Annotated in this window: 21 protein-coding genes; 5 read left to right on the forward strand and 16 right to left on the reverse strand. The window is 44.9% G+C overall.

Annotation, left to right across the window (positions count from 1 at the left end; translation table 11 throughout):
- Nucleotides 1-8: 8 nt before the first annotated feature.
- Both L2Y28_RS23425 and L2Y28_RS23430 read right to left on the reverse strand, forming a co-directional pair.
- Nucleotides 9-1,298 (reverse strand): arsenic transporter, encoded by a 1,290-nt coding sequence (locus L2Y28_RS23425; protein ID WP_000922628.1) that lies wholly within the window; start codon nt 1,296-1,298, stop codon nt 9-11.
- 45 nt (nt 1,299-1,343) lie between these two features.
- Complete coding sequence (locus L2Y28_RS23430; RefSeq protein WP_000941305.1) at nt 1,344-1,664, reverse strand: transcriptional regulator; 321 nt, start codon at nt 1,662-1,664, stop codon at nt 1,344-1,346.
- Between the two features lie 86 nt (nt 1,665-1,750).
- On the opposite strand from L2Y28_RS23430, the gene arsH reads away from it, so the two are divergent.
- Nucleotides 1,751-2,455, forward strand: a complete 705-nt coding sequence (gene arsH, locus L2Y28_RS23435) for an arsenical resistance protein ArsH (RefSeq protein WP_000130816.1) — start codon at nt 1,751-1,753, stop codon at nt 2,453-2,455.
- A gap of 32 nt (nt 2,456-2,487) precedes the next feature.
- Here arsH and L2Y28_RS23440 read toward each other — a convergent pair whose 3' ends face one another.
- The 6 genes from L2Y28_RS23440 to L2Y28_RS23465 all read right to left on the reverse strand — a co-directional run bounded on the left by L2Y28_RS23440 (nt 2,488) and on the right by L2Y28_RS23465 (nt 9,186).
- A complete protein-coding gene (locus L2Y28_RS23440; protein ID WP_044704760.1) occupies nt 2,488-3,891 on the reverse strand; it encodes an ISNCY family transposase in 1,404 nt (467 codons plus the stop codon).
- Between the two features lie 294 nt (nt 3,892-4,185).
- The gene (locus L2Y28_RS23445; RefSeq protein WP_016239971.1) at nt 4,186-4,992 is read right to left on the reverse strand and encodes a hypothetical protein; all 807 of its coding nucleotides are present in this window, start codon (nt 4,990-4,992) and stop codon (nt 4,186-4,188) included.
- 17 nt (nt 4,993-5,009) lie between these two features.
- Nucleotides 5,010-5,450: a hypothetical protein gene (locus L2Y28_RS23450; protein ID WP_016239970.1), complete on the reverse strand. Its 441-nt coding sequence runs from the start codon at nt 5,448-5,450 to the stop codon at nt 5,010-5,012.
- A 152-nt stretch (nt 5,451-5,602) separates the two neighbouring features.
- Entirely contained in the window at nt 5,603-6,964 is a 1,362-nt protein-coding gene (locus L2Y28_RS23455; protein ID WP_000482601.1) for an FRG domain-containing protein, read from the reverse strand.
- 13 nt (nt 6,965-6,977) lie between these two features.
- A complete protein-coding gene (locus L2Y28_RS23460) occupies nt 6,978-7,781 on the reverse strand; it encodes a hypothetical protein (protein WP_000589340.1) in 804 nt (267 codons plus the stop codon).
- A gap of 58 nt (nt 7,782-7,839) precedes the next feature.
- Nucleotides 7,840-9,186 (reverse strand): ISNCY-like element ISLad2 family transposase, encoded by a 1,347-nt coding sequence (locus tag L2Y28_RS23465; protein WP_076611902.1) that lies wholly within the window; start codon nt 9,184-9,186, stop codon nt 7,840-7,842.
- Nucleotides 9,187-9,407: 221 nt separating this feature from the next.
- Here L2Y28_RS23465 and L2Y28_RS23470 point away from each other — a divergent pair, with 221 nt between their 5' ends.
- The 4 genes from L2Y28_RS23470 (at nt 9,408) to L2Y28_RS23485 (ending at nt 11,634) form a co-directional block, all read left to right on the forward strand.
- A complete protein-coding gene (locus L2Y28_RS23470; RefSeq protein WP_000785965.1) occupies nt 9,408-9,725 on the forward strand; it encodes a hypothetical protein in 318 nt (105 codons plus the stop codon).
- A gap of 22 nt (nt 9,726-9,747) precedes the next feature.
- On the forward strand, nt 9,748-10,053 hold the full coding sequence (locus L2Y28_RS23475) for a hypothetical protein (protein WP_001100610.1): 306 nt from the start codon (nt 9,748-9,750) through the stop codon (nt 10,051-10,053).
- Nucleotides 10,054-10,097: 44 nt separating this feature from the next.
- Complete coding sequence (locus L2Y28_RS23480) at nt 10,098-10,769, forward strand: serine protease (RefSeq protein WP_000285959.1); 672 nt, start codon at nt 10,098-10,100, stop codon at nt 10,767-10,769.
- A gap of 457 nt (nt 10,770-11,226) precedes the next feature.
- Complete coding sequence (locus tag L2Y28_RS23485) at nt 11,227-11,634, forward strand: hypothetical protein (RefSeq protein ID WP_001371904.1); 408 nt, start codon at nt 11,227-11,229, stop codon at nt 11,632-11,634.
- A gap of 50 nt (nt 11,635-11,684) precedes the next feature.
- Here L2Y28_RS23485 and L2Y28_RS23490 read toward each other — a convergent pair whose 3' ends face one another.
- The 8 genes from L2Y28_RS23490 to L2Y28_RS23520 form a co-directional block, all read right to left on the reverse strand.
- Nucleotides 11,685-12,074, reverse strand: coding sequence for a hypothetical protein (locus tag L2Y28_RS23490; RefSeq protein WP_236689843.1), 390 nt, complete (start codon nt 12,072-12,074; stop codon nt 11,685-11,687).
- On the reverse strand, nt 11,971-12,186 hold the full coding sequence (locus tag L2Y28_RS25605; RefSeq protein WP_122966916.1) for a hypothetical protein: 216 nt from the start codon (nt 12,184-12,186) through the stop codon (nt 11,971-11,973). The genes L2Y28_RS23490 and L2Y28_RS25605 overlap by 104 nt, the downstream gene beginning before the upstream one ends.
- Entirely contained in the window at nt 12,168-13,082 is a 915-nt protein-coding gene (locus L2Y28_RS23495; RefSeq protein ID WP_119505882.1) for an IS5 family transposase, read from the reverse strand. The genes L2Y28_RS25605 and L2Y28_RS23495 overlap by 19 nt, the downstream gene beginning before the upstream one ends.
- A gap of 496 nt (nt 13,083-13,578) precedes the next feature.
- Nucleotides 13,579-14,070, reverse strand: a complete 492-nt coding sequence (locus L2Y28_RS23500) for a hypothetical protein (protein WP_000636790.1) — start codon at nt 14,068-14,070, stop codon at nt 13,579-13,581.
- Nucleotides 14,071-14,154: 84 nt separating this feature from the next.
- The gene (locus tag L2Y28_RS23505; RefSeq protein WP_000228894.1) at nt 14,155-14,670 is read right to left on the reverse strand and encodes a hypothetical protein; all 516 of its coding nucleotides are present in this window, start codon (nt 14,668-14,670) and stop codon (nt 14,155-14,157) included.
- Nucleotides 14,671-15,234: 564 nt separating this feature from the next.
- Nucleotides 15,235-18,570: a hypothetical protein gene (locus L2Y28_RS23510; RefSeq protein WP_000502666.1), complete on the reverse strand. Its 3,336-nt coding sequence runs from the start codon at nt 18,568-18,570 to the stop codon at nt 15,235-15,237.
- 222 nt (nt 18,571-18,792) lie between these two features.
- Nucleotides 18,793-19,146, reverse strand: a complete 354-nt coding sequence (locus L2Y28_RS23515) for a hypothetical protein (RefSeq protein ID WP_000769182.1) — start codon at nt 19,144-19,146, stop codon at nt 18,793-18,795.
- Between the two features lie 153 nt (nt 19,147-19,299).
- On the reverse strand, nt 19,300-19,908 hold the full coding sequence (locus L2Y28_RS23520) for a hypothetical protein (RefSeq protein WP_000926374.1): 609 nt from the start codon (nt 19,906-19,908) through the stop codon (nt 19,300-19,302).
- Nucleotides 19,909-19,976 lie beyond the last annotated feature (68 nt).

Consider the following 19,976-nt stretch of genomic DNA (forward strand, 5'->3'; position numbering starts at 1 on the left):
GTATCTCATTACAAAGTGAAAGACAGACGAAGCGCCAGTGCTGCAAGCGTGACAAACAGCACGGGGATTGTCATGACAATGCCCACCCGGAAGTAATATCCCCAGGTAATTTTGATATTTTTCTGCGACAGAACGTGCAGCCACAGTAACGTTGCCAGACTGCCGATAGGGGTAATTTTTGGCCCCAGGTCGCTGCCGATGACGTTGGCGTAAATCATCGCTTCTTTGATAACACCGGTCGCTGTGCTGCCATCAATCGACAGCGCCCCGACCAGCACGGTCGGCATATTGTTCATCACTGATGACAGGAAGGCCGTCAGGAAGCCCGTACCCAGCGTTGCCGCCCACAATCCCTGCTCTGCCAGCTGATTCAGCAAGGAAGAGAGATAGTGGGTCAGACCGGCATTTCGTAAGCCGTAGACCACCAGGTACATCCCCAGCGAGAAGATAACGATTTGCCAGGGCGCACCACGCAGCACCTTACCGGTGTTAATGGCATGCCCTTTTTTCGCAACAGCAAACAGAAGCAATGCACCAGCGGCTGCGACCAAACTGACCGGTACGCCCAGCGGCTCCAGTCCGAAGAATCCCACCAGAAGCAACACCAGAACCAGCCAGCCGGTTTTAAAGGTATTCACATCACGTATAGCGTCTTTCGGTTCTTTCAACAGAGAAACGTCGTAAACGGCGGGAATGTCCTTACGGAAAAACAGATGCAGCATCACCAGCGTAGCCGCAATCGCGGCCAGGTTAACCGGGACCATCACGGCGGCATATTCTGAGAAACCAAGCTTAAAGAAATCCGCCGAGACGATATTCACCAGGTTTGAGACAATCAGTGGCAGGCTTGCCGTGTCAGCGATAAACCCTGCGGCCATGATAAACGCTAAGGTTGCTCCCCGGCTGAATCCCAGCGCCAGCAGCATCGCGATAACGATAGGTGTCAGGATCAGTGCCGCACCGTCGTTGGCAAACAGTGCCGCAACCATCGCACCAAGCAGGACGATCCAGGTGAAGAGCAGCCGCCCCCGGCCATTCCCCCAACGGGCAACGTGCAGCGCGGCCCATTCAAAGAAGCCGGATTCGTCGAGCAGAAGACTGATGATGATCACGGCGATAAAGGTGGCGGTCGCATTCCACACTATCTGCCAGACCACCGGAATATCCCCCAGATGAACGACGCCAGTCAGCAATGCCAGAATTGCGCCCAGTGAGGCACTCCAGCCAATCCCCAGCCCTCTGGGTTGCCAGATAACCAGGACGAGCGTGAATAAAAAGATAGCACCAGCCAGTAACATCAGAAACTCCATTCACATTTGTTTATTCGGATATATATATCGCCATCAGCAGGAGACAGATGCCACGCTACTGAGCTTGTTGCGTATGTTTTCTCGTTCACAGTTCCAGGCTGTATCAATAATACCCGCAGCCCATGCTGGCATGTGTGGCGACAGTCGGTAATGCACCCATTTTCCTTCGCGACGGTCGATGACCAGCTCGGCTTCACGTAAAAGGGCCATATGGCGAGAAATTTTTGGCTGAGACTCTGCGGTTGCCGCACAGATGTCACAGACGCACATTTCACCGGACTCCCTGAGAAGCATCACGATAGTTGAACGGGTCTCGTCGGCGAGCAGTTTAAAAAGCTGAACAGGCTGTAGCATGCTTAACCTCGTAAAAAAATAACAATACATATGGTATTTCATATGTGATAACTTTTAAAGCATAGCTTATGAAATGGAGATTTTTTATGACCGACTTACCAGCAATCGAACCGGCTTATTTTGATGATGCGCTTGCCAGCAAACTTACGGGCAACAACGAAACCATGCCGCGAATTCTCATCCTGTACGGTTCAGTACGAGAGCGGTCCTACAGTCGTTTTGCAGCGGAAGAGGCCGGGCGGTTGCTGGCAAAGATGGGGGCTGAGGTGAAAATATTTAACCCATCCGGTCTGCCGTTACCCGATGATGCGCCCGAAAGTCACCCCAAAGTGCTTGAACTCCGCGAGCTGGTCAGGTGGTGTGACGGAATGGTCTGGAGTTCTCCGGAAAGACATGGCGCCATGAGCTCGGTGATGAAGGCCCAGATTGACTGGATACCCCTGAGTGAAGGTGCTGTTCGTCCTTCCCAGGGTAAAACGCTGGCCGTCATGCAGGTTTGTGGTGGTTCACAGTCGTTTAACACGGTCAATCAGATGCGGATACTTGGCCGCTGGATGCGGATGTTCACCATCCCCAATCAGTCGTCAGTGCCAAAGGCATGGCAGGAATTTGATGATGAAGGGCGCATGAAACCCTCACCCTGGTATGACAGGATTGTCGACGTTACCGAAGAGTTGTTCAAAATGACGTTACTCCTGAAAGGGCACACAGCCTACCTGTCCGACCGCTACAGCGAAAGGAAAGAGAGTCATCAGGAGCTCGCGGCACGGGTCAATCAGGCCAAAATCTGACAGCCAGGCATGCCCGGATGGATTACCGGGCTTTAAATCGGTTTCTTCCCAAATATCTCTTCAGAGCGTGACTGAAGTTTCACCAGGGCATTGAACATATCGTCCTGATCCAGGGAACGCTGGGATTTCTTCGTCGTGGGAGCTTTACGCCTGCGAGAAGGGCCGTCTCCGGATGGTACGGATTGCGACCGGTTATTATCCCGCTCGGCCTGGACCAGCTGCGCCATTTCCAGGGCCCGCCCCAGACGTTTGTTATCCACAATGGCCCCCTGATCGATTTCAGAAAGCTTGTCATAGGTGGAGTAGGGAAGTGATACGCCATTAAGCCGGAGCTCTTTATGTCCATCCGGGTAATGCCAGACATCGATGTATTTACCAATCGCCCGACGACTGAATTCGCTGTCTTCAATCAGATAAAGGACTTTGTCGTATTGCACTGTGAGTGATTTCGACACTTTACGAGCTTCATGCCAGTTAAATACCATATCAAGATCGTCATCGACATCCAGTTCCCGATGAACATCAAACGCCTGGCGAGGCGCTTTTGCGAAACGACGGTTGTAATCGTTCATGAACTCTTCGGCAAATGCGTTCGCAGCTTCCATGGAACTGATGCCCTGGAGCCTGAGCTCCTTGACCAGTCGGTCCTGAAGCGTCAGGTGCGCCCGTTCAACGCGGCCTTTGGCAGCACTGGTTTCTGCACAAATGGTCTGAATGTTCAGTTCATGCATCGCACGGCCAAACTGGGTATCGCCGTCGCCGCCGGTTGCATTTTTATTGTTGATCCTGAATACGCTGGCTTTGTCGCTGTACAGCGCAAGCGGTTTGCCATGTTTTTCAATATAGCCCCGGGTCGCTTCAAAATAGGTGAAAGTAGACTCAGATTTCACGAAAAGAAGCTGCATTAAACGACTGGTTGCGTCATCAACGTAAACCAGTGCCGTACACTTAGGTCCCCGATTTTCAAACCAGTGGTGGTCGCAGCCGTCGATTTGTATGAGTTCACCGGCACAGGCACGGCGGTAACGAGGTTGCTGAATTTTTGGCGCACGTTGCTTACGTGGGACCCACAGACTGGCCTGAGTCATCAGCTTACGGACGGTTTCTTTGGAAAGATGAACACCGTGCACCTCAGACAGTTTTTCACAGGCCAGCGTCGGACCGAAATCGTTATAGCGTTCGCGAATAATGTTCAGCGCGTATGCGGCCAGTCCCTGAGGCAACTGGTTGTTACTGGATTTACCACGACGGCGGCTGGTCATGCCAATCGGACCATCTTCACGATAACGCGCAAGCAGACGACGGCACTGACGGTCGGAGATACCAAGCCGCTGAGCTGCCATTTGTGTTGTCAGACGCCGGTCGATGACATCCTGAATGATTTTGAGTCGGTTAACTTCATCCAATGTGAAAAACTCCGCTGCGAGAGCCGTCATGGTAATCCTTACTTGATTATACACGCCGGACATCTTAACTTAGCCATTATCGGACATTACAACTTTGCTACTACAACTTATGTCAAAGCAAGTTTAAAATGTCACCTCTTTGTGCAAGATAGTAAGGGCACTTTCAGCCTATGTAATCATATTAATGTGACTGCTGCGTTATCCCACTCAACCAATTAATAAAGCAAAAGTTAAATATGAAAGACTGGAATAAAAATATAACGAAAACATCTTAATATGGAAATATCTGTGTCAACGGGATCTTTAGTTATTGAATATCTGGTTCTAAATAGGTTCTACATTCAACGGGAAGGGAAACCAAATATCTATATGTTTTTTATAAATACCATTACGTGGCAAACAACAATCTGCATATTTTTTTAAAGAATCTCCACATGGACAAATATTTTCTGGCGATAATACTCCATCATGTTCTTTCGCCTTAAATCTCCAGGTCGTAATATTGAAAATTTGATGTGGGGATTGTATGTATTTGACAACACTAATTAAAGTTGAATAGTTATAATGATCACCATCATTGGAGAAAAAAACACTACATTTGTTAACGGGATTACTAACTATGTCATAAGTAATTAATTCAAAATCGATCACTTCATCAAAGCAAAGAACTCCATTATAAAGTTTATTTTTAACATGACCACAATCATTAATAAAACTACGGGTTGTATTACATACTGAACATTTCACTTCTTTTATTATTTCACGAGAACTACCGAAGATTTTATATGGGAATAACGCCTGCCAATTACATACCATTCTCGCTAAGAAGTTAACACCATAGAAATTAACCTCAGGCAGAAACTCATTATTTTCTTTAATATGTATTAAATCTATTTCTATCCTTTCAAGTTCTACCCATGCTTCATAAAAATCACCTCTTGTAAGTAAATTAATGACTTGAATATATTTTAAATGGGCTAGTAAAATTGTTTTGTATAAAAACAATCTGTTTGATTCATTATTCAAGCTCAAGGATTGAGCTTTTTTTAACTCAGCATTAAGATAATCAAGAATAGCACTATCTTCTTGAGTAATACACATCCAACGCTTTAACTTTTCGTGAATATTCATAATATCTATATAGATTTTTATTTGATTTTGTTAATTACTTTTAAAACATCGTCTACTTTTCCAGAAACAGTGTATTTCACATGTTTTCCTGATTTATTTTTTTTAATTATAGAGACTTTAACGTCTATATCTCTAGTTCCAAAGTTATCAATTTTTTTCTGAATATAATTTGAAACAAGATTTACTAAAAAAGGTATCATTACTGATGTGGCAAAGAAAGTGCCTAACGCTAACGTTATACTGTTTAATTGCAGGTACGAAACACCATTAGAATCTCCGTACACTTTAACATTAGAATGTGATTGCTTGGTGAACTGGAAAAAATCCAGTGCATTACCTCCAGTAATTTTTGAACTATCAAAAACGATCGCAATCTCATCATCTTGAGGTTCATATGAAGAAATGATTTTTACCTCTTCATCTTCATCACTCATTTCACTCAAAGTAATGGGGTTCATTCTCAACTCCTTGTTTTATATTTTTACATTCAAATTTTACTATACGACTGGTTAATTGCTCCTGTCCAACACACACCAGAGTTCATATGCTTAGCATACAAGGGACCAATGCCAGTAGCGACAGGCTAGTGTGTCAAAAAACCACATGAAGATCAATCTCCTGCGGAAAATTTGGCCGCAATTAGTTTCATTGTCCTTTCCATGCCTTGATAAACTGTCGCATCTGTAATGTTTAACCTTGCGAGTTCCTTAAGTATTCTAGCTTTGTTTCTGATCACTATTTTTTCTACTTTAAACTCTTGCATAGCATCATCAGGGTTTGAAACTAAATCGGGATAAACAGCATTATTCCCAAATAATAAGAATGCACCTGACTGTGATGACATCCTTTCATTATTATTTCTTCCTTTAACGAAAATTAACCTTTCCAAATCTGATGGTATAATTACATCTTTAAAATAAGGTTTTTCATCTTTAATGTAATGTATGAGTTTTTGACAAGCTTCAGTTTTATTGAAAGCCTCCTTGTCCATTTTACAATCCAGCTGATCTTTCAGTGTTTGACTTAGCATTGATATATTTGATATGCAACTTACTGTATCAGAGTCAAAGAATTTTATACGATCCCTTTTTGTTTTGAAAATAATAACATGTCCATCAACCTCATTTGTATTTTCATTATTACTAATGTCGCAACAAGCGAAATACAGAGCGATTAGTGGATTTGATGTTATATCCAACAAACGAGTTGGTAGTCCGTAGTGTTGCATCCTTACTAACTTGTCTAGCATTGTTTTATCATCAACAAACTCAGTTGGCCTTGCTGTTAGGGCTTCACGGACTAAATTTGATTCACTGTGCAAATGCTTGAAGTTACCTTTTTTGTTTTTCCTGAAAACTGATGGAGCCAACTCGTAAGATACATCAGAATGTCCACGATAAAATATTTCTGCATCTTCTTCATGATCTTGTTCTAAAACACGCGCCATGAAACTTTGAACATTATCTATTATTGGGTAGTTATCAACTTCATCAGGAAGTGCTTCAGTAGGAGGAAGTGGTGTACTTCTTGTCGTTATATTTAGAAGTGCTAATGTTTGATTTAAATCACGTGCTTTTATTCCCCAGTGAGTCCGTTTCAGCCCATATGCACCTAATTCTAAAGCTGTTTGATATAACTCTTTGTTTATCACTACGACATCATCTTGTGAGTGAGTGATTCTGAAATCAAACTCAACATTTTTGTTAACTGTTCGTAGATTTGAAATTACACCAAGTCGCAAAGTAATGTATTCAACATTGTCTCGGGAATAAAGTTCTGACATAAAAAGCGTAGGTAATTTCTCAATATAAGATAATGCTTTATCATTCAAAGGCGTTAACTTCAACCGGATGTCATCAGAGGTGCCTTCTAACATACGTGATATAGGAAAATCACAACTCCCACTAACCCGTTCATACATGGGCCAATGTTCAAAATAGTCAGGTTCTCCGCCCATAATTAGATTAAACATTAAAACTAAATCCTTATATTTTACTTAATGAATTATTTACAATCCAATCAATTGCGCCAGAGGTGCGAATCCAAGGCTTTATATTATGATTCACATAATAAATGGCTTCATCCATTCCACCTAACGTGATATATCCACTGTTAGACTTGATCTGTAATCTGCACTTCGATAACAAGCCGGGGATGTGTCTATTAGAATCAATCGCAGCTTTAGCGATATCATCGGCATCCGGGGATGACTGTCGGTAGGCGAGTAGGGCGCGTGTATACTGAAAAAACGAACGCATATCCCCAGGATAATCGTCCAGTAGCAAGGCCAGATCATCCACCATTTCAAGCTCAAGGTAATAGTTCGCTAATAAATGACGAATCCCCTGGTTATCGTTCGGGTTGAGCTTCAGCATTTCGCGGCTATGAGCCATAGCCGGATAAAAATTACCAGACTCCCATAAGGCCTCAGCCAAAGCTGCTTTTGCTCTCATATATGGACGTGTTTCGACAAATCCCCAGAAACGTCCTGCGAACTCCTGAAAATCCTCGCCAAGTGCAATGCTGGCTGCGTACAAAGCAGTCTCCAGCTTCCCGATTTTTGACTCAGGAGGTTCTTGAGATATCTCGCAGTAGAATGAGTATGCGTCAGCACAGAGCGGGGATTTCTTGATAGCTTTTCTGATGAGTTTCAGCACAACTTCCAGGTCATCATTTTCCCAGGCATCGAACATGAACTCCTGAGCCGCAACCAGATCTAGATGTAATTGCTCAGAGCTGACAGCAGTTTTATACAAATCAACGCGCTTTGTAGTCGGGAATTTAATCATCTCAAGTATCCTTTTGGGGACTCACTGTTCCGGTACTTTGCAGCACTGATGGTCGATTCTATCGCTTTGAACTTGCCACAAACAAGCTCGGGTCTGCCAGAACGGGATTGATAGCCCGGAGCTGTTCCTGGATGCGCACCTGAGCCTTACGGCTGGGCGATTTTTTGCTTCGTTCCCGTTTGCCTTCGCTTTCCCGCTCATCCTGTTTTACCTGAGCCAGTCGGAGTACAGTCCCGAGACGTTTGTTATCAACAATCTGCCCCTGGTCGACACAGGCCAGCTTATCAAATGCCTGGCACTTAAGGCTCCGGTGCCCATAGAGGAAGGCGAGGGTGCCATCGGGATAATCCAGTACTTTAATTTTTTCACCGGCAAGACGGCTATTTTCTTCTGTGGTGTCCATGAGATAAAGGATCTTATCGTACTGGAAGGTCAGTGATTTCGACACGGTACGAACATCATGCCAGGCAAAGATGTCTCTTAATTCATCGGGGCTTTCCTGCACCGGACGATGCAAATCTTTGGGGAACTTAGCCGGTCGTGAAAACCGGCTGTTAAAGTCAGCGATGAAAGTGGCAAGCCAGGCATTTGCGGCCTCAATGCCGGTTATACCTTCCAGACGCATTTCTTTGATCAGCCGATCCTGAAGTGTCTGATTCGCACGTTCCACGCGGCCTTTAGCTTCAGAGCTGTTGGCACAAATAAGCTCGATTGCCAGGTCATAAAGCACACGTCCGAACTGGGTAACGGTGGTATTGCGTTTCTCCGGACCACTGACGCGAAATATTGCGTGTTTGTCACTGTACAGCGATACCGGCTTCCCATGCTGCTCGATGTATTCCCGGGTTGCCAGCATGTAGTCAAAGGCTGTTTCTGACTCGCTGAACCGCAAATGCATCAGACGCCCGGTGGCATCATCGATAAAGACCAGCAGGCAGCATTTTGGCGCACGGCCTTCAAACCAGTCATGGTGGGAGCCGTCGATCTGGATAAGTTCACCCAGACAATCACGCCGATGTCGGGGTTGATAAACCCGTGACTTACGGCGAGCATGCGGGACCCAGAGTCCGTCAGACGTCATCCAGTTGCGGACGGTCTCGATTGAAAGCCGGATATTATGGCGCTCTCTGAGTTTTTCTGCGGCCAGTGTGGGCCCAAAGTCACTGTAGTTTTCACGTATCAGCGTGAGTACTCGTAGTTTGAGAGATTCGGTCAACCGGCGGTTGCTGGGCTGGCCGCGTTTGCGGCTGACAAGTCCTTCAGCACCAGAAACTCGGTAACGATTGATAAGTCGTTGCGCCTGACGTTCTGAAATGCCAAGCTGTGATGCTGCATCACGACGGCGTAGACGCTTTTCACAAACTGCCTGTATCACCGGTAGGCGGTGGATCTCTTTATCTGACATGGTCACCAACATGCGTTGAGCCCCTTAGAATTGCATTCAGTTTAGCTTACTCTAAGGTGACGTTTCTATCTGGATAAAAAGTGACATTACTAAATGGTTCTAACAACTTAAGTGCGCATAATCAGGATTATGTAAGATCAGCGTTAAGTAGTCGATTTATTTGAAAGTGACGTCGTCTTTAAGTTAAAATCACCTATAATCAATACCTACTGGAGCAGCTCATGGCTGACACCTACCTCCCCCCGGGCTTTAAAAAATGCAAATCATGTCAGCAAGTTAAACCCTTTGAACAGTTTGGAAAAGAGCTCAAGGGCAAGTTTGGCCTCAAGAGTAAATGCCGAGCGTGTATTAGCGAGAAAAACAAAACGTACGCAGCAGGCCCAGGGGCCGAAGTAAAGACGCAAAATAATAGGACCTACCAGGCAGAAAACAAGACTGAGCTCGCGGAGAAAATGCGCGTTAAGCGTGCGAAAGAAAAATTTGGTGATCGCTATAATTCCTACCTCGCTTCTTTAGAGTCCATGAAAAAACTCAAATAATGTAATCGCCAACGGAGGAATAATGAATGTACATCTGAAATATGATACGATAAAGCACTATCACTTTGATTGGCTAACGCCTGCTGGCGACTATCCTAATTCAGCGGTTATGCTCGTAGGTTTCCGTGATGGGCGCTGGATTATTGTTCAAGAGTTCGGAAATGATTATAGCTGCTTCGAGGGCGTTCTGAAGAATGGTGATGATCTTAATACGGAGCCTAAATTCTATTCCGACTTAGAAAGCGTAGCGGTTGCTGCTTTTGGCATGATGAAGCAGATATATCCCCAGTACCAAGATAGCACGTTAGAAGAATTCCTCGCTGGATAAAATATTCTAGAAACCAAACTCGCCTTATTCGAAGGAAACTGACTATGTATAGAAAGGTTTTAGCTCTTTCAGCCTTACTGATTTCTGCTTGTTCCACCGATAATCCTCATAAACAAAGTATGCACCACAATGATTTTGAGCTTTCGGACTCAGCTGTAAAAATTCAAATCAAGTCTGGAAATAAGACAATCTCCGGCTCAGGTACTTGGATCGATGAACAACATATTCTTACAGCTTCACATTTATGGCTTGATGCAAGCAAGGATTATAGTCTAAGTATAATAACAAGGAATGGGAGCCAACCAGCAACAGTTATCAATATTGATGATCCTAAGAACCGGGACCTCGCTCTTTTAAAAGTAGAAAAAAATACTATTGTCAAAGCCCCACCTAATTGGAAGCTTCCAGTATGTGATAATGTTCTAGCTCCAGGTGAGTCTGTTTGGGTTCTATCGGGAATGTATAATACGCTTTCAAATACGTATGCTTCCCCCGACTCAACCTACTATTATAAAGGAATAGTTGGTTCTGATGGTTTGACTGCTTTTTATCAAAATGGAGTTAGTGGAAGCGCTGTGTTAAACCAATCTAAGAGTTGCTTATATGGTGTTGTGAGTCAACAAGACATTAAAAAGATCAATGTCTATCAGATATATATTACGAAGATTACTACAAATGAAATTATACGCGGATTCATAGGTTATAAAAATAATTAAATGAGCGTAATCTTACAACAGGCAATTCCGACGTTATCTGCGTTGGTCTACCTATCTGAACCTTTAAAAGGAACGTCTATCATGTATAAACTTTTACCCGCAATACTAGTCTTTCTTTCGGTGTTCCTTGGACTAATCGCTCTACTCAGTGCTATCAAAAATGGTTCTGATGAATTGGCGGTATTCCTCATTACACTTTCGGCGTGGTTCGCTGCTTTAAGTAAGTTTTATTCACTTAAACTGTATAAAAATAGTTAGCCTGTGAATCCAAATACAGTTGACAAGTATCCAGCACTGCCCCCGTGATTTATTCAGGTTAGAAGCATTCCCGGAGTGCAGGCTGGGATTAGAAAAGTTACTTTTCTTACGATGTACCAACCAATAGGGCACGACTTATCGTAATGCCTAATTACATATTACCTGTTTAAGTCGATCTAATAATTTCATTGGAGCAGACATGTCCCCGGAATTGGTATCAGGCATTGCACGAGTGGCGCATGAAAAGCTACTTTCAGTTTTGACGGAGTGCGGCACAAAGAAGACGAAAGGCACATGCCTTTTTGCAAGCTATCTTGTATGTTATTTAGCAAAAACTAAAGGTCTAGATGCTGTTGTTCGTGGGGGTAACGGTGCAGATGATGGCGGTATATTTACAGAGAGTGGTGGCTTTGGCCATTATTGGTGTGAATTGAACTTCGAAGAAGTGCAATATTATATTGACATCACTTCCGAGCAGTTTGGGTTTCATCCATACATAGTGAAACGCGTCAACGATATAACAGGATGGCCACGATATATTCCTGGTGATCAGGAAACGGTCGATAGTCATTTAGAACAATTATTACGCGACGGCTATACAGAATAGGCTGCGTATACACTATCGCAGCCTTTCAGGCTCTTAACCCTTGTGACCAGTTAACGGAACCACTCAGGATGACGCTGCCGATCAACGTTGATAACCTGCGAATTAAATTCAACGACATCCGCTGGAGTAAGCATTAATTCATCAGGATTTACAATAAATGGTCTTAAAACCACTTCGCCACCGTCTTCTTTTGCACCGTAGATATTAATAAGAAAGTGCAGTCGTTGATTTCCGTCAGCATTGCGTTGCCATTCTCTAAAAGTCAAAGTCTGTTTAATATAGTTTGTTAAAAGAAATGCGAATTCAGATTCTTCCGTTTGTGAGATACCGTTTTTGTTAGACATTTTTTTTAGTATCTTTCCGAGCATGGATACACAGGCATCTAGGGAAGGTGCGAATAAGCAGGTCATTTCTTCCCAAGCTGACTCGCTGATTAAAATTTCGCGGATCTGGGCCGATTTTTTTCCCGCAAACACATCGAATCAGCCTATTTAGGCTATTTTTTCCACCATTTCTGGCGTTATTTCCGGTTTTTACTGAGATCTCTCCCACTGACGTATCATTTGGTCCACCCGAAACAGGTTGGCCAGGGTGAATAACATTGCCAGTTGGTTATCGTTTTTCAGCAGCCCCTTGTATCTGGCTTTCACGAAGCCGAACTGCCGCTTGATGATGCGAAACGGGTGCTCCACCCTGGCACGGATGCTGGCTTTCATGTATTCGATGTTGATGGCCGTTTTGTTCTTGCGCGGATGCTGCTTCAAGGTTTTTACCCTGCCGGGACGCTCGGCGATCAGCCAGTCCACATCCACCTCGGCCAGCTCCTCGCGCTGTGGCGCTCCTTGGTAGCCGGCATCGGCTGAGACAAATTGCTCCTCTCCATGAAGCAGATTACCCAGCTGATTGAGGTCATGCTCGTTGGCCGCGGTGGTGACCAGGCTGTGGGTCAGGCCACTCTTGGCATCGACACCAATGTGGGCCTTCATGCCAAAGTGCCACTGATTGCCTTTCTTGGTCTGATGCATCTCCGGATCGCGTTGCTGCTCTTTGTTCTTGGTAGAGCTGGGTGCCTCAATGATGGTGGCATCCACCAAAGTGCCTTGGGTCATCATGACGCCTGCTTCGGCCAGCCAGCGATTGATGGTCTTGAACAATTGACGGGCCAGTTGATGCTGCTCGAGCAGGTGGCGGAAATTCATGATGGTGGTGCGATCCGGCAGGGCGCTATCCAGGGATAATCGGGCAAACAGGCGCATGGAGGCGATTTCGTACAGGGCATCTTCCATGGCACCGTCGCTCAGGTTGTACCAATGCTGCATGCAGTGAATACGCAGCATGGTCTCCAGCGGATAGGGCCGTCGGCCATTGCCCGCCTTGGGATAAAACGGCTCGATGACAGCGGTCATATTCTGCCATGGCAGAATCTGCTCCATGCGGGAGAGGAAAATCTCTTTTCGGGTCTGACGGCGCTTAGTGCTGAATTCACTATCGGCGAAGGTGAGTTAATGGCTCATGATGTCCCTCTGGGATGCGCTCCGGATGAATATGATGATCTCATATCAGGAACTTGTTCGCACCTTCCCTAGACTTAACGATGTTAAAATTTTGGTTGTATTAAAATCCTCCTGCGAAAGTGAAATCATCCATGTATTATCTTTATGATAGTCGGTGATATAAATAAAATGAGATGTAAAAGGCGTTGAGTGATTGAACTCTCCTAAGTTCCATCCATACTGTCTCACTGTATTTGAGCTAAGTTCTTTGTCGGTAATGTTCATAATTCATACCTTTCGATAAAGTCTGTAATGATAATTAGCTATCTCAAAGGCCCAGAACAACTCTTGAAATAACCTCACTCGAAGAATTTATCATATTGAACACCCCTACCTAATAACCTTGCCGACTTAATAAATCACAATAGCCCTCCCCTGTCATTTTAAAACGCTACTTGAATTTTTGATAGCTTATAGTTGTTTTACGTTCTTTGTGATACTCATATGTCATCTTCTCTTTCCAGTACCAATCTTGTAAATCCTGCAAGTCTAGCCCATTTTTCTCACGTATGCTTTCGTGTAATTCGCTAAGCGCGAGTTTATCATTAGGTTTATAAATGGCTAATTTTTCTTCAAATAAATCCAGCCAACGTTTCCCCATCTTTCGACGCAAAACAAACACCATCGTGATAATTGTACTGAAATGCACAGCAATTAGTTCCAACTTATGCGATTGCTGACCAGATAAAATTACTATTGTAACAACAGGGATGGCCGTATATAAAGCAATCAAAGCGACCATAAGTTGATATGGTTTTTCCCGTATTACCATGTCCATGGGTAAACCAGAGGACGCTACTGCTTGCCAAAATCTTAAATACCTTCCGATGGACTTAAACCTTTTCCCGTTTTTATGCATAAACCTGTTTTTATTTACTATCATGTTAGACCTCTATTTTTCTGTAATTCTAGAAGAATGTTACCTTAACCCTTAACAGGGATAACACCGCATGTATTATCTCCATAATCAAAGCGCAGGGCCGGTAATAAAAAGTACCATACCATCGATGTGTAGTTCGTTCAGTGCATCCCTGTCCGTGGATAGCTTTCTAATGTTGTCAGGAGTTGCATCAATCGGGTATAAATCTTGCGTCAGTTTGACGAGATTCTTCTCAGTGCAGGTAAGACCGCCTTCAGCGAGAGTGCGCAGGTAATCACTAAACACGACTTCTTTTTCATCAGAGGTAAGTCGCTCGAAGTACCCCATATGTTCGGACGTGAAATTCTCATCTGCAATACTTCTCACTACTGAGATGATATCCGACCTTATGACCAACTCCCGCACCGCAGCATAAAAAATCCTGCCGTAATGTCCTGACACGTTTTCCTTTGCGAGCCACCAGCGCTCATCCGTGGTAACGGGTACTGTGGTCGGGGATGCCAGTAGCAGAACGGGGCTTAAACCGGATCGCGATAACCCTTCAGCAAAAGCTTCTTCAGGAAGACTGCTAACAGGCTTGCCTTGATAACGTGCTTCTACCATCTATGCTTCTCCTTTCTGATGTAGGCATGACTGCCTTCTATTTAAGCAATCAGTAAACCGGATTGAGCTGAGCAACGTTATCCTTCTCCCATCATTGCTTGCCACTTTTACCATAAGCGCCAAACAATTAGCCCCATTATTCCGGTTGTAAACTGAACCTTAACACTAACCAGTATGAATCGGTCATCTGGGGCAAAGTGTCCACCGGGTTGAAGTAGCCAGGTTGTTAGCGGCGGATGGAAAGCCAGTACGAATCCGTAAACTATAAAAGCCAAGCTCAGTAAAAGAAGGAGCATGCGCCCAATACGTTTGAGTTGATAAGATAAACTCGCGCTAGTTTTTCGTGGGGGTACGATATGGTCTTTCAACACTGTCTCCTTGCCAGCAAATGCCGAAGCGCTGGCATAAAGATTAAACAATTTTTATGCCAGTTACTCCGGCGAGATGGGTGATAATCCTCGTTGCCATCATAAAGCCTTATCTCTTTCAAATTTGAGCGATAAGGGGTCTTTGAGCCTGTAATGGCTTTTTGTTTGATGTTTTGATGGCACCTGCCCCCGCGTTTTACCATGACCGAAGTACATAGCGGCTCACACCTTCTGCTGGCTGTTGCCACTCGCTATTCTCCGTTGACGGTCTGAGGCGCGTCGAGCCCCGGGAGATGTTTTTCATCGCCTGCTCAAGAGTGTCCATCCTGTAGGTTTTGATGTTCACCCCTTCTTCAGAAATAGGCCCCAGCAGTTCCGTAACCTCACGCTCACCCTGATAAATATCGACCCACTGTGTAATATTCACCTTATCACCATTCGCATCAATGCCACGTCGGTTAAAGTGGTCAATTTCAAACTCACACACGGTTACCGGTACCAGCCCCTCCGGGCGCGGATACCCGAGTATTTCATCAAAACCAGGTTCCCCTTCATCAGTGACCAGATCAGGCGTCAAATAGAGTTTTCCGTTACGGGAAAAATGCGCAACATGGCAGGACCACTGGTCATTTAACATCGTTGGCATGCTTGTGAACATTCCTGAATACCACCGTCTGGCATTATCAACTGATTTGGTGACGAGGATTTCATCTGGTACTTCCCCGTTGTCCATGGTGTAAAAACTGAGAGACAGAGCGGTATTTCTGCGTGAAAGTAGCTTTTCTTTATTGACCTCTTTATTTTCAAATTTGGACAGGTATTCCTCAAGGAACAGCGCCTGCAACTCGGGTGTCGGCGCTTTCTGATAAAACCAGTCGGCCAGGTCTTTAGTGCCAATATAGATGAGGCTGGCTTTACCTTTTTCGCTCTTGACCGCAACAGGAGCCATTAGGCTTACTTGCTGTACGTACTCACTGGTTTCATTGATACTTTCATAGGCCTCAATCCACTGGCCAAGCAGATTGGTGTAAATCACCGGATCGTTCAGCTTTAAAAACTGCTTAAGAGCCTGAGCGCCACGGGAGCATGTATCAAAATAACGCTGCTTCTCTTCGAAGCTTTTGAAAGCAGTCTTTTTGCCCGACCATGTGGCCACCAGCTGTTCATCTTCGAACAGGGTGTTTTCAGCTGGTAAGAAGTGTTTCATTTTCGCAAAACGTTGATGAGTGACGTTTAAGACATTTCGGGATGTAGCAAGTACCATTCGATGAACCCAGGCATGCCCTTCCATCCGGTTGTCGCATTCAAAATTTGCTGGTGCGGCATATGCAACAAGTTTCCCTGAAGCATTTACCGATAACCTGACCAGCTCATAGCCTTTGCTGCTAATAAAATTACGAACCCCGGGAAGATGTTTGAGCCCCACATCAGCGAGCATATAGAGCTGGTTCAGGAGCTCTTTGGAGCCCTTCTCTGTACTCATGGCAGCTTCCAGCGTCGCCCCCCTGTTATCAGCTCGCCAGGCTACAATGCATCGATCTATCAACTCTGATCTCAGATTAGGCTGGCCAATATTTCCATCGGCCAGAGCCTGGCTCAGCATCTGCCGGTAAGGTTCTTCTGCCTCACGCTCGGCACGAATATAATTTAAAGCCATCTTGAAGAAGCGAATGTAAAACAGGTGATTAGACCTGAATTTACGTCTGTGAATGTACCATTCGAGCTCCTCCGCTTTAATGGTATCCATGCACAGGAAACCCAGTTCAGCATCATTCCTGCTGGACTCCTTAAATAAAGACAAATTCACCTTACAATTGAAATCTCGATCCGTTGAGTATCTGTTTACTGTTGCGTTGACACAGATATCGTCTCCCTGACGGAATGCAATAACCGGCTCATAGTTTTTATGGGTTCTCCCAAGCCATTTATAGCCAGAGTAGCTGTTGTCTTCCTGAACTGCTCCTGGTGCTGTCACTGGGTTCATCAACGAATCCCAGTTGCACATTACCCGGGATCCGGACTGAAGGCATGAGTTTGCCTGTTCAAGATAACTTTGCAGAGACGGCCGTGTCTCAGCCATACCCAAAAGGCCAGAACCGTCTTTGTCGTGCAGAAATTGGAAGTACCGTTCCTGGAACTCAAGGCTCAGAAAACTGTAAGGGGTATTGGTATCATAGAAATCACCAAATAGTTTGAGCCGGTGATCGAGGCCGCAGATAAGGATCAGGAAACGACGGTAGTGAAGTGCCATAAGATCATGCTGCTTCAGTCGGTCGGTATAACTGACGTCCTCAAACTTTATGGTGCTGCCATCAATCCCCTGGAAATGTGCTTCCTGTTCGCTGGCGGAAGGGAATAGCTGCGAAGCCCCAAGATGGCTTTCTACCGAAGAGTAAACCTGATGAATATTTTGACCGTCCCGGACCAGAAGGAATACAACCCGGTTCCTGTCATTGCGGACATGATTTTCCCAGGGATCGCGGTAATCGATATAACGTCGTGTTGTGGCCATACATACGATGGAACGTTCGGACGGAAAAATCTGCTCCACCAGCCCGGGGCTGGTTCGTAAAGTTTCATGAAATTTTTCCATATCAGAGAAGTCGAACCAGCTATCGAGATCGCACCATACGGCCAGCTCTTCATCCACCATCAGCTTTGCCTGAACGACCTGGAGCGGGAGGTGTGATGGAGCGGATTCACCCTTCACGATATTCACTACCTCAACGTCTTTGCCGGTATACAGTTCCAGACTGCCAACGCCATCGTGGATTTTCTTCACATATTCCATGGCTTCTTCTGTAGTGGCCAGACTTGCCGCTGCAACTTCCTCGAAATAGGGCAGCATTCTTTTGCTGGCATTAGCGATTGCCTGCGTTCGTTGTGTGATGATTTTGCTGATGGCTGTGCTGATCTGCCCTTCTTTTAAGGCCGCTTCTCTGATTTGTTCAATGCGGGTATCTGAAATACCAGAGGACAGAGCATTTTGAACTGATCCAATCGCCAGTGAGGTTACCGCCTGCTGCTCTTGTGGGGGCACTAACGCAACGCTAAGGCCCGTCACAGGGTTTTCACGGTCATCTGTACCTAATTGCTCAATCGCAAGGTCACGGAGCCCCTGAGCATCGCTCACGAGGGCTGTAAGCGATGCCTGTAGGCTATTCACTTCTTCCTGAGCTTGTCTGAGTTCAGCATCCCGGATTACCTTATGGTCGGGTTCAAATACAAAACTGGACAGAAAATCCTTAACCAGGAAGCGATGCTCTCGCATTTCTTTGCCACGTTCCCTACGGTTGCCGCTGCTGTCTTCAGTGACAATAGCTACAGTCTGACCGTAAACGCGGGGATGGGCGCGTAGAATCACTGTGTGCAGCTTATCTTCAACGTAACGCAAAGACGTAATGAGCAGCGTATCCCCTGCCACAATACCCTCTTCAGGGATGCTGTCAGTGGACGTCCAGTACTGACCCGCCAGCAAAGAATGAAATCGCTCTAAACGGTCAATGTTATTTTTGCTGACCAGGTCACCCATATACCTTTCCTTCCAGATTCGTATGTTAGGTGAATCATACCAGATTGCACTTACCGTCTAATAACTCAAAAAACACCAACTTCGGCATTCACTAGAAATGAATCCGTCCACTATTATTCATTAATTAAATAGATTCTTAGATATGAATAGCGCATTGCTTTTAAAGCAGGTTTCGCAAAGGGTTAAAAAAGGCTTCTTAAGTGAAGCCTTTAATAATAAATGCTACTTATCTTCAGAGGGATACATTTCCCAGTATTTATTACGTACATTAACAAGGCAATGGTCTGCTGTTTCTGAAGCGCCTTTGTCGCGGTTTACAAAGGCTTCTGCAACTTCATCCAACTTATCCGGTACCGTATTTAATGGTAATGCCTGCTTCAGGTTGGTGGTTACCAGTTCCTTTGCTTTATCATGATTAAGTTCAGTTCGGATGCTTGCATCTTTACAAATATCATCAACCTTACCATCAAGAATAATGTTTGGGATAGGTTCGTTTTCAACTTTATGTGTAGTATTAGCAGAGGAGCCAAAAGCGACTGACATCATCGCACACAGCAGAATATTTTTTAATTTCATAGTTCACTCCATTATGACTATTGATATCTACTTATGAAGTATTAGTTATATCATGTTTGCCGTCAAAACATAGAACCCACTGTTTTGACTTTAAACATATCATGCTACAACGTTTTTTTGCACGTGACTTTAGTAGGCATGATTTATGAGGTTTCAGCAGGACGTCAGATTGTTGTCGATCCAGTATTGATGCAAGCCTACCGTCCATTTCTTCGATAAGGCCGAAAGTAAAAGCGCTAAACCACAGCAGTTACCAGGAGTAAAAATTCGTATGGGATCTGGAGAACCGACTTTAACACTCATAATGAACTCCAGAATGTTGCCATGGCATAGACTATTTCTAAGCCTGACGATATCTGCTTCAGGTTTTTTACCAGCGTCTATCTTTGCCAACATATTCTTCTCGGCTGGAAATGACAGTAATTCTATCGGCATCCCTTCCTGCTTAGCCTTTCGCATTAAAGCGTTACTCATTACTGACGTACCATCTAAGTCCACCAGTACAGGAACTGACTGCTGAACGTTAACAGTTGATTTCAACTTCAGCGTAACCCTGAGTGATGTTTCGATCCCATTCAGAAAGCTCGTACAGGCCGGTAACCATAGACCATGATGCAGCGCCTCGGTTGCTTGTTTAAAAAACCAGTCAATCACGGGGACAGTGCAATGCTCATAATAGTGATTTACCTCGCTGAACCTTGCCATATAAGCATCGTACTCAGCCTGGTCTTCAGGAGATAAAAAATTTGGTGGGAGGAGCATCAGAATCCTTTCATCCTAGCTTGTATACCTTCTTCGTAGGCCAGCTCGCCATTATCGGTAAAAGATGG

It is taken from the genome of Enterobacter sp. JH25 (genome assembly GCF_021725435.1).
Taxonomy (GTDB): domain Bacteria; phylum Pseudomonadota; class Gammaproteobacteria; order Enterobacterales; family Enterobacteriaceae; genus Enterobacter; species Enterobacter intestinihominis.

Excerpts from the sequence above, each read along its gene's own strand:
- L2Y28_RS23460 (WP_000589340.1), bottom strand. The coding sequence starts at position 7,781 with ATGATTAAATTCCCGACTACAAAGCGCGTTGATTTGTATAAAACTGCT.
- L2Y28_RS23425 (WP_000922628.1), bottom strand. The coding sequence starts at position 1,298 with ATGTTACTGGCTGGTGCTATCTTTTTATTCACGCTCGTCCTGGTTATC.
- L2Y28_RS23465 (WP_076611902.1), bottom strand. The coding sequence starts at position 9,186 with ATGTCAGATAAAGAGATCCACCGCCTACCGGTGATACAGGCAGTTTGT.
- L2Y28_RS23470 (WP_000785965.1), top strand. The coding sequence starts at position 9,408 with ATGGCTGACACCTACCTCCCCCCGGGCTTTAAAAAATGCAAATCATGT.
- L2Y28_RS23480 (WP_000285959.1), top strand. The coding sequence starts at position 10,098 with ATGTATAGAAAGGTTTTAGCTCTTTCAGCCTTACTGATTTCTGCTTGT.
- L2Y28_RS23520 (WP_000926374.1), bottom strand. The coding sequence starts at position 19,908 with ATGCTCCTCCCACCAAATTTTTTATCTCCTGAAGACCAGGCTGAGTAC.
- arsH (WP_000130816.1), top strand. The coding sequence starts at position 1,751 with ATGACCGACTTACCAGCAATCGAACCGGCTTATTTTGATGATGCGCTT.
- L2Y28_RS23430 (WP_000941305.1), bottom strand. The coding sequence starts at position 1,664 with ATGCTACAGCCTGTTCAGCTTTTTAAACTGCTCGCCGACGAGACCCGT.
- L2Y28_RS23455 (WP_000482601.1), bottom strand. The coding sequence starts at position 6,964 with ATGTTTAATCTAATTATGGGCGGAGAACCTGACTATTTTGAACATTGG.
- L2Y28_RS23450 (WP_016239970.1), bottom strand. The coding sequence starts at position 5,450 with ATGAACCCCATTACTTTGAGTGAAATGAGTGATGAAGATGAAGAGGTA.
- L2Y28_RS23485 (WP_001371904.1), top strand. The coding sequence starts at position 11,227 with ATGTCCCCGGAATTGGTATCAGGCATTGCACGAGTGGCGCATGAAAAG.
- L2Y28_RS23445 (WP_016239971.1), bottom strand. The coding sequence starts at position 4,992 with ATGAATATTCACGAAAAGTTAAAGCGTTGGATGTGTATTACTCAAGAA.
- L2Y28_RS23505 (WP_000228894.1), bottom strand. The coding sequence starts at position 14,670 with ATGGTAGAAGCACGTTATCAAGGCAAGCCTGTTAGCAGTCTTCCTGAA.
- L2Y28_RS23475 (WP_001100610.1), top strand. The coding sequence starts at position 9,748 with ATGAATGTACATCTGAAATATGATACGATAAAGCACTATCACTTTGAT.
- L2Y28_RS23515 (WP_000769182.1), bottom strand. The coding sequence starts at position 19,146 with ATGAAATTAAAAAATATTCTGCTGTGTGCGATGATGTCAGTCGCTTTT.
- L2Y28_RS23440 (WP_044704760.1), bottom strand. The coding sequence starts at position 3,891 with ATGACGGCTCTCGCAGCGGAGTTTTTCACATTGGATGAAGTTAACCGA.
- L2Y28_RS23500 (WP_000636790.1), bottom strand. The coding sequence starts at position 14,070 with ATGATAGTAAATAAAAACAGGTTTATGCATAAAAACGGGAAAAGGTTT.
- L2Y28_RS23510 (WP_000502666.1), bottom strand. The coding sequence starts at position 18,570 with ATGGGTGACCTGGTCAGCAAAAATAACATTGACCGTTTAGAGCGATTT.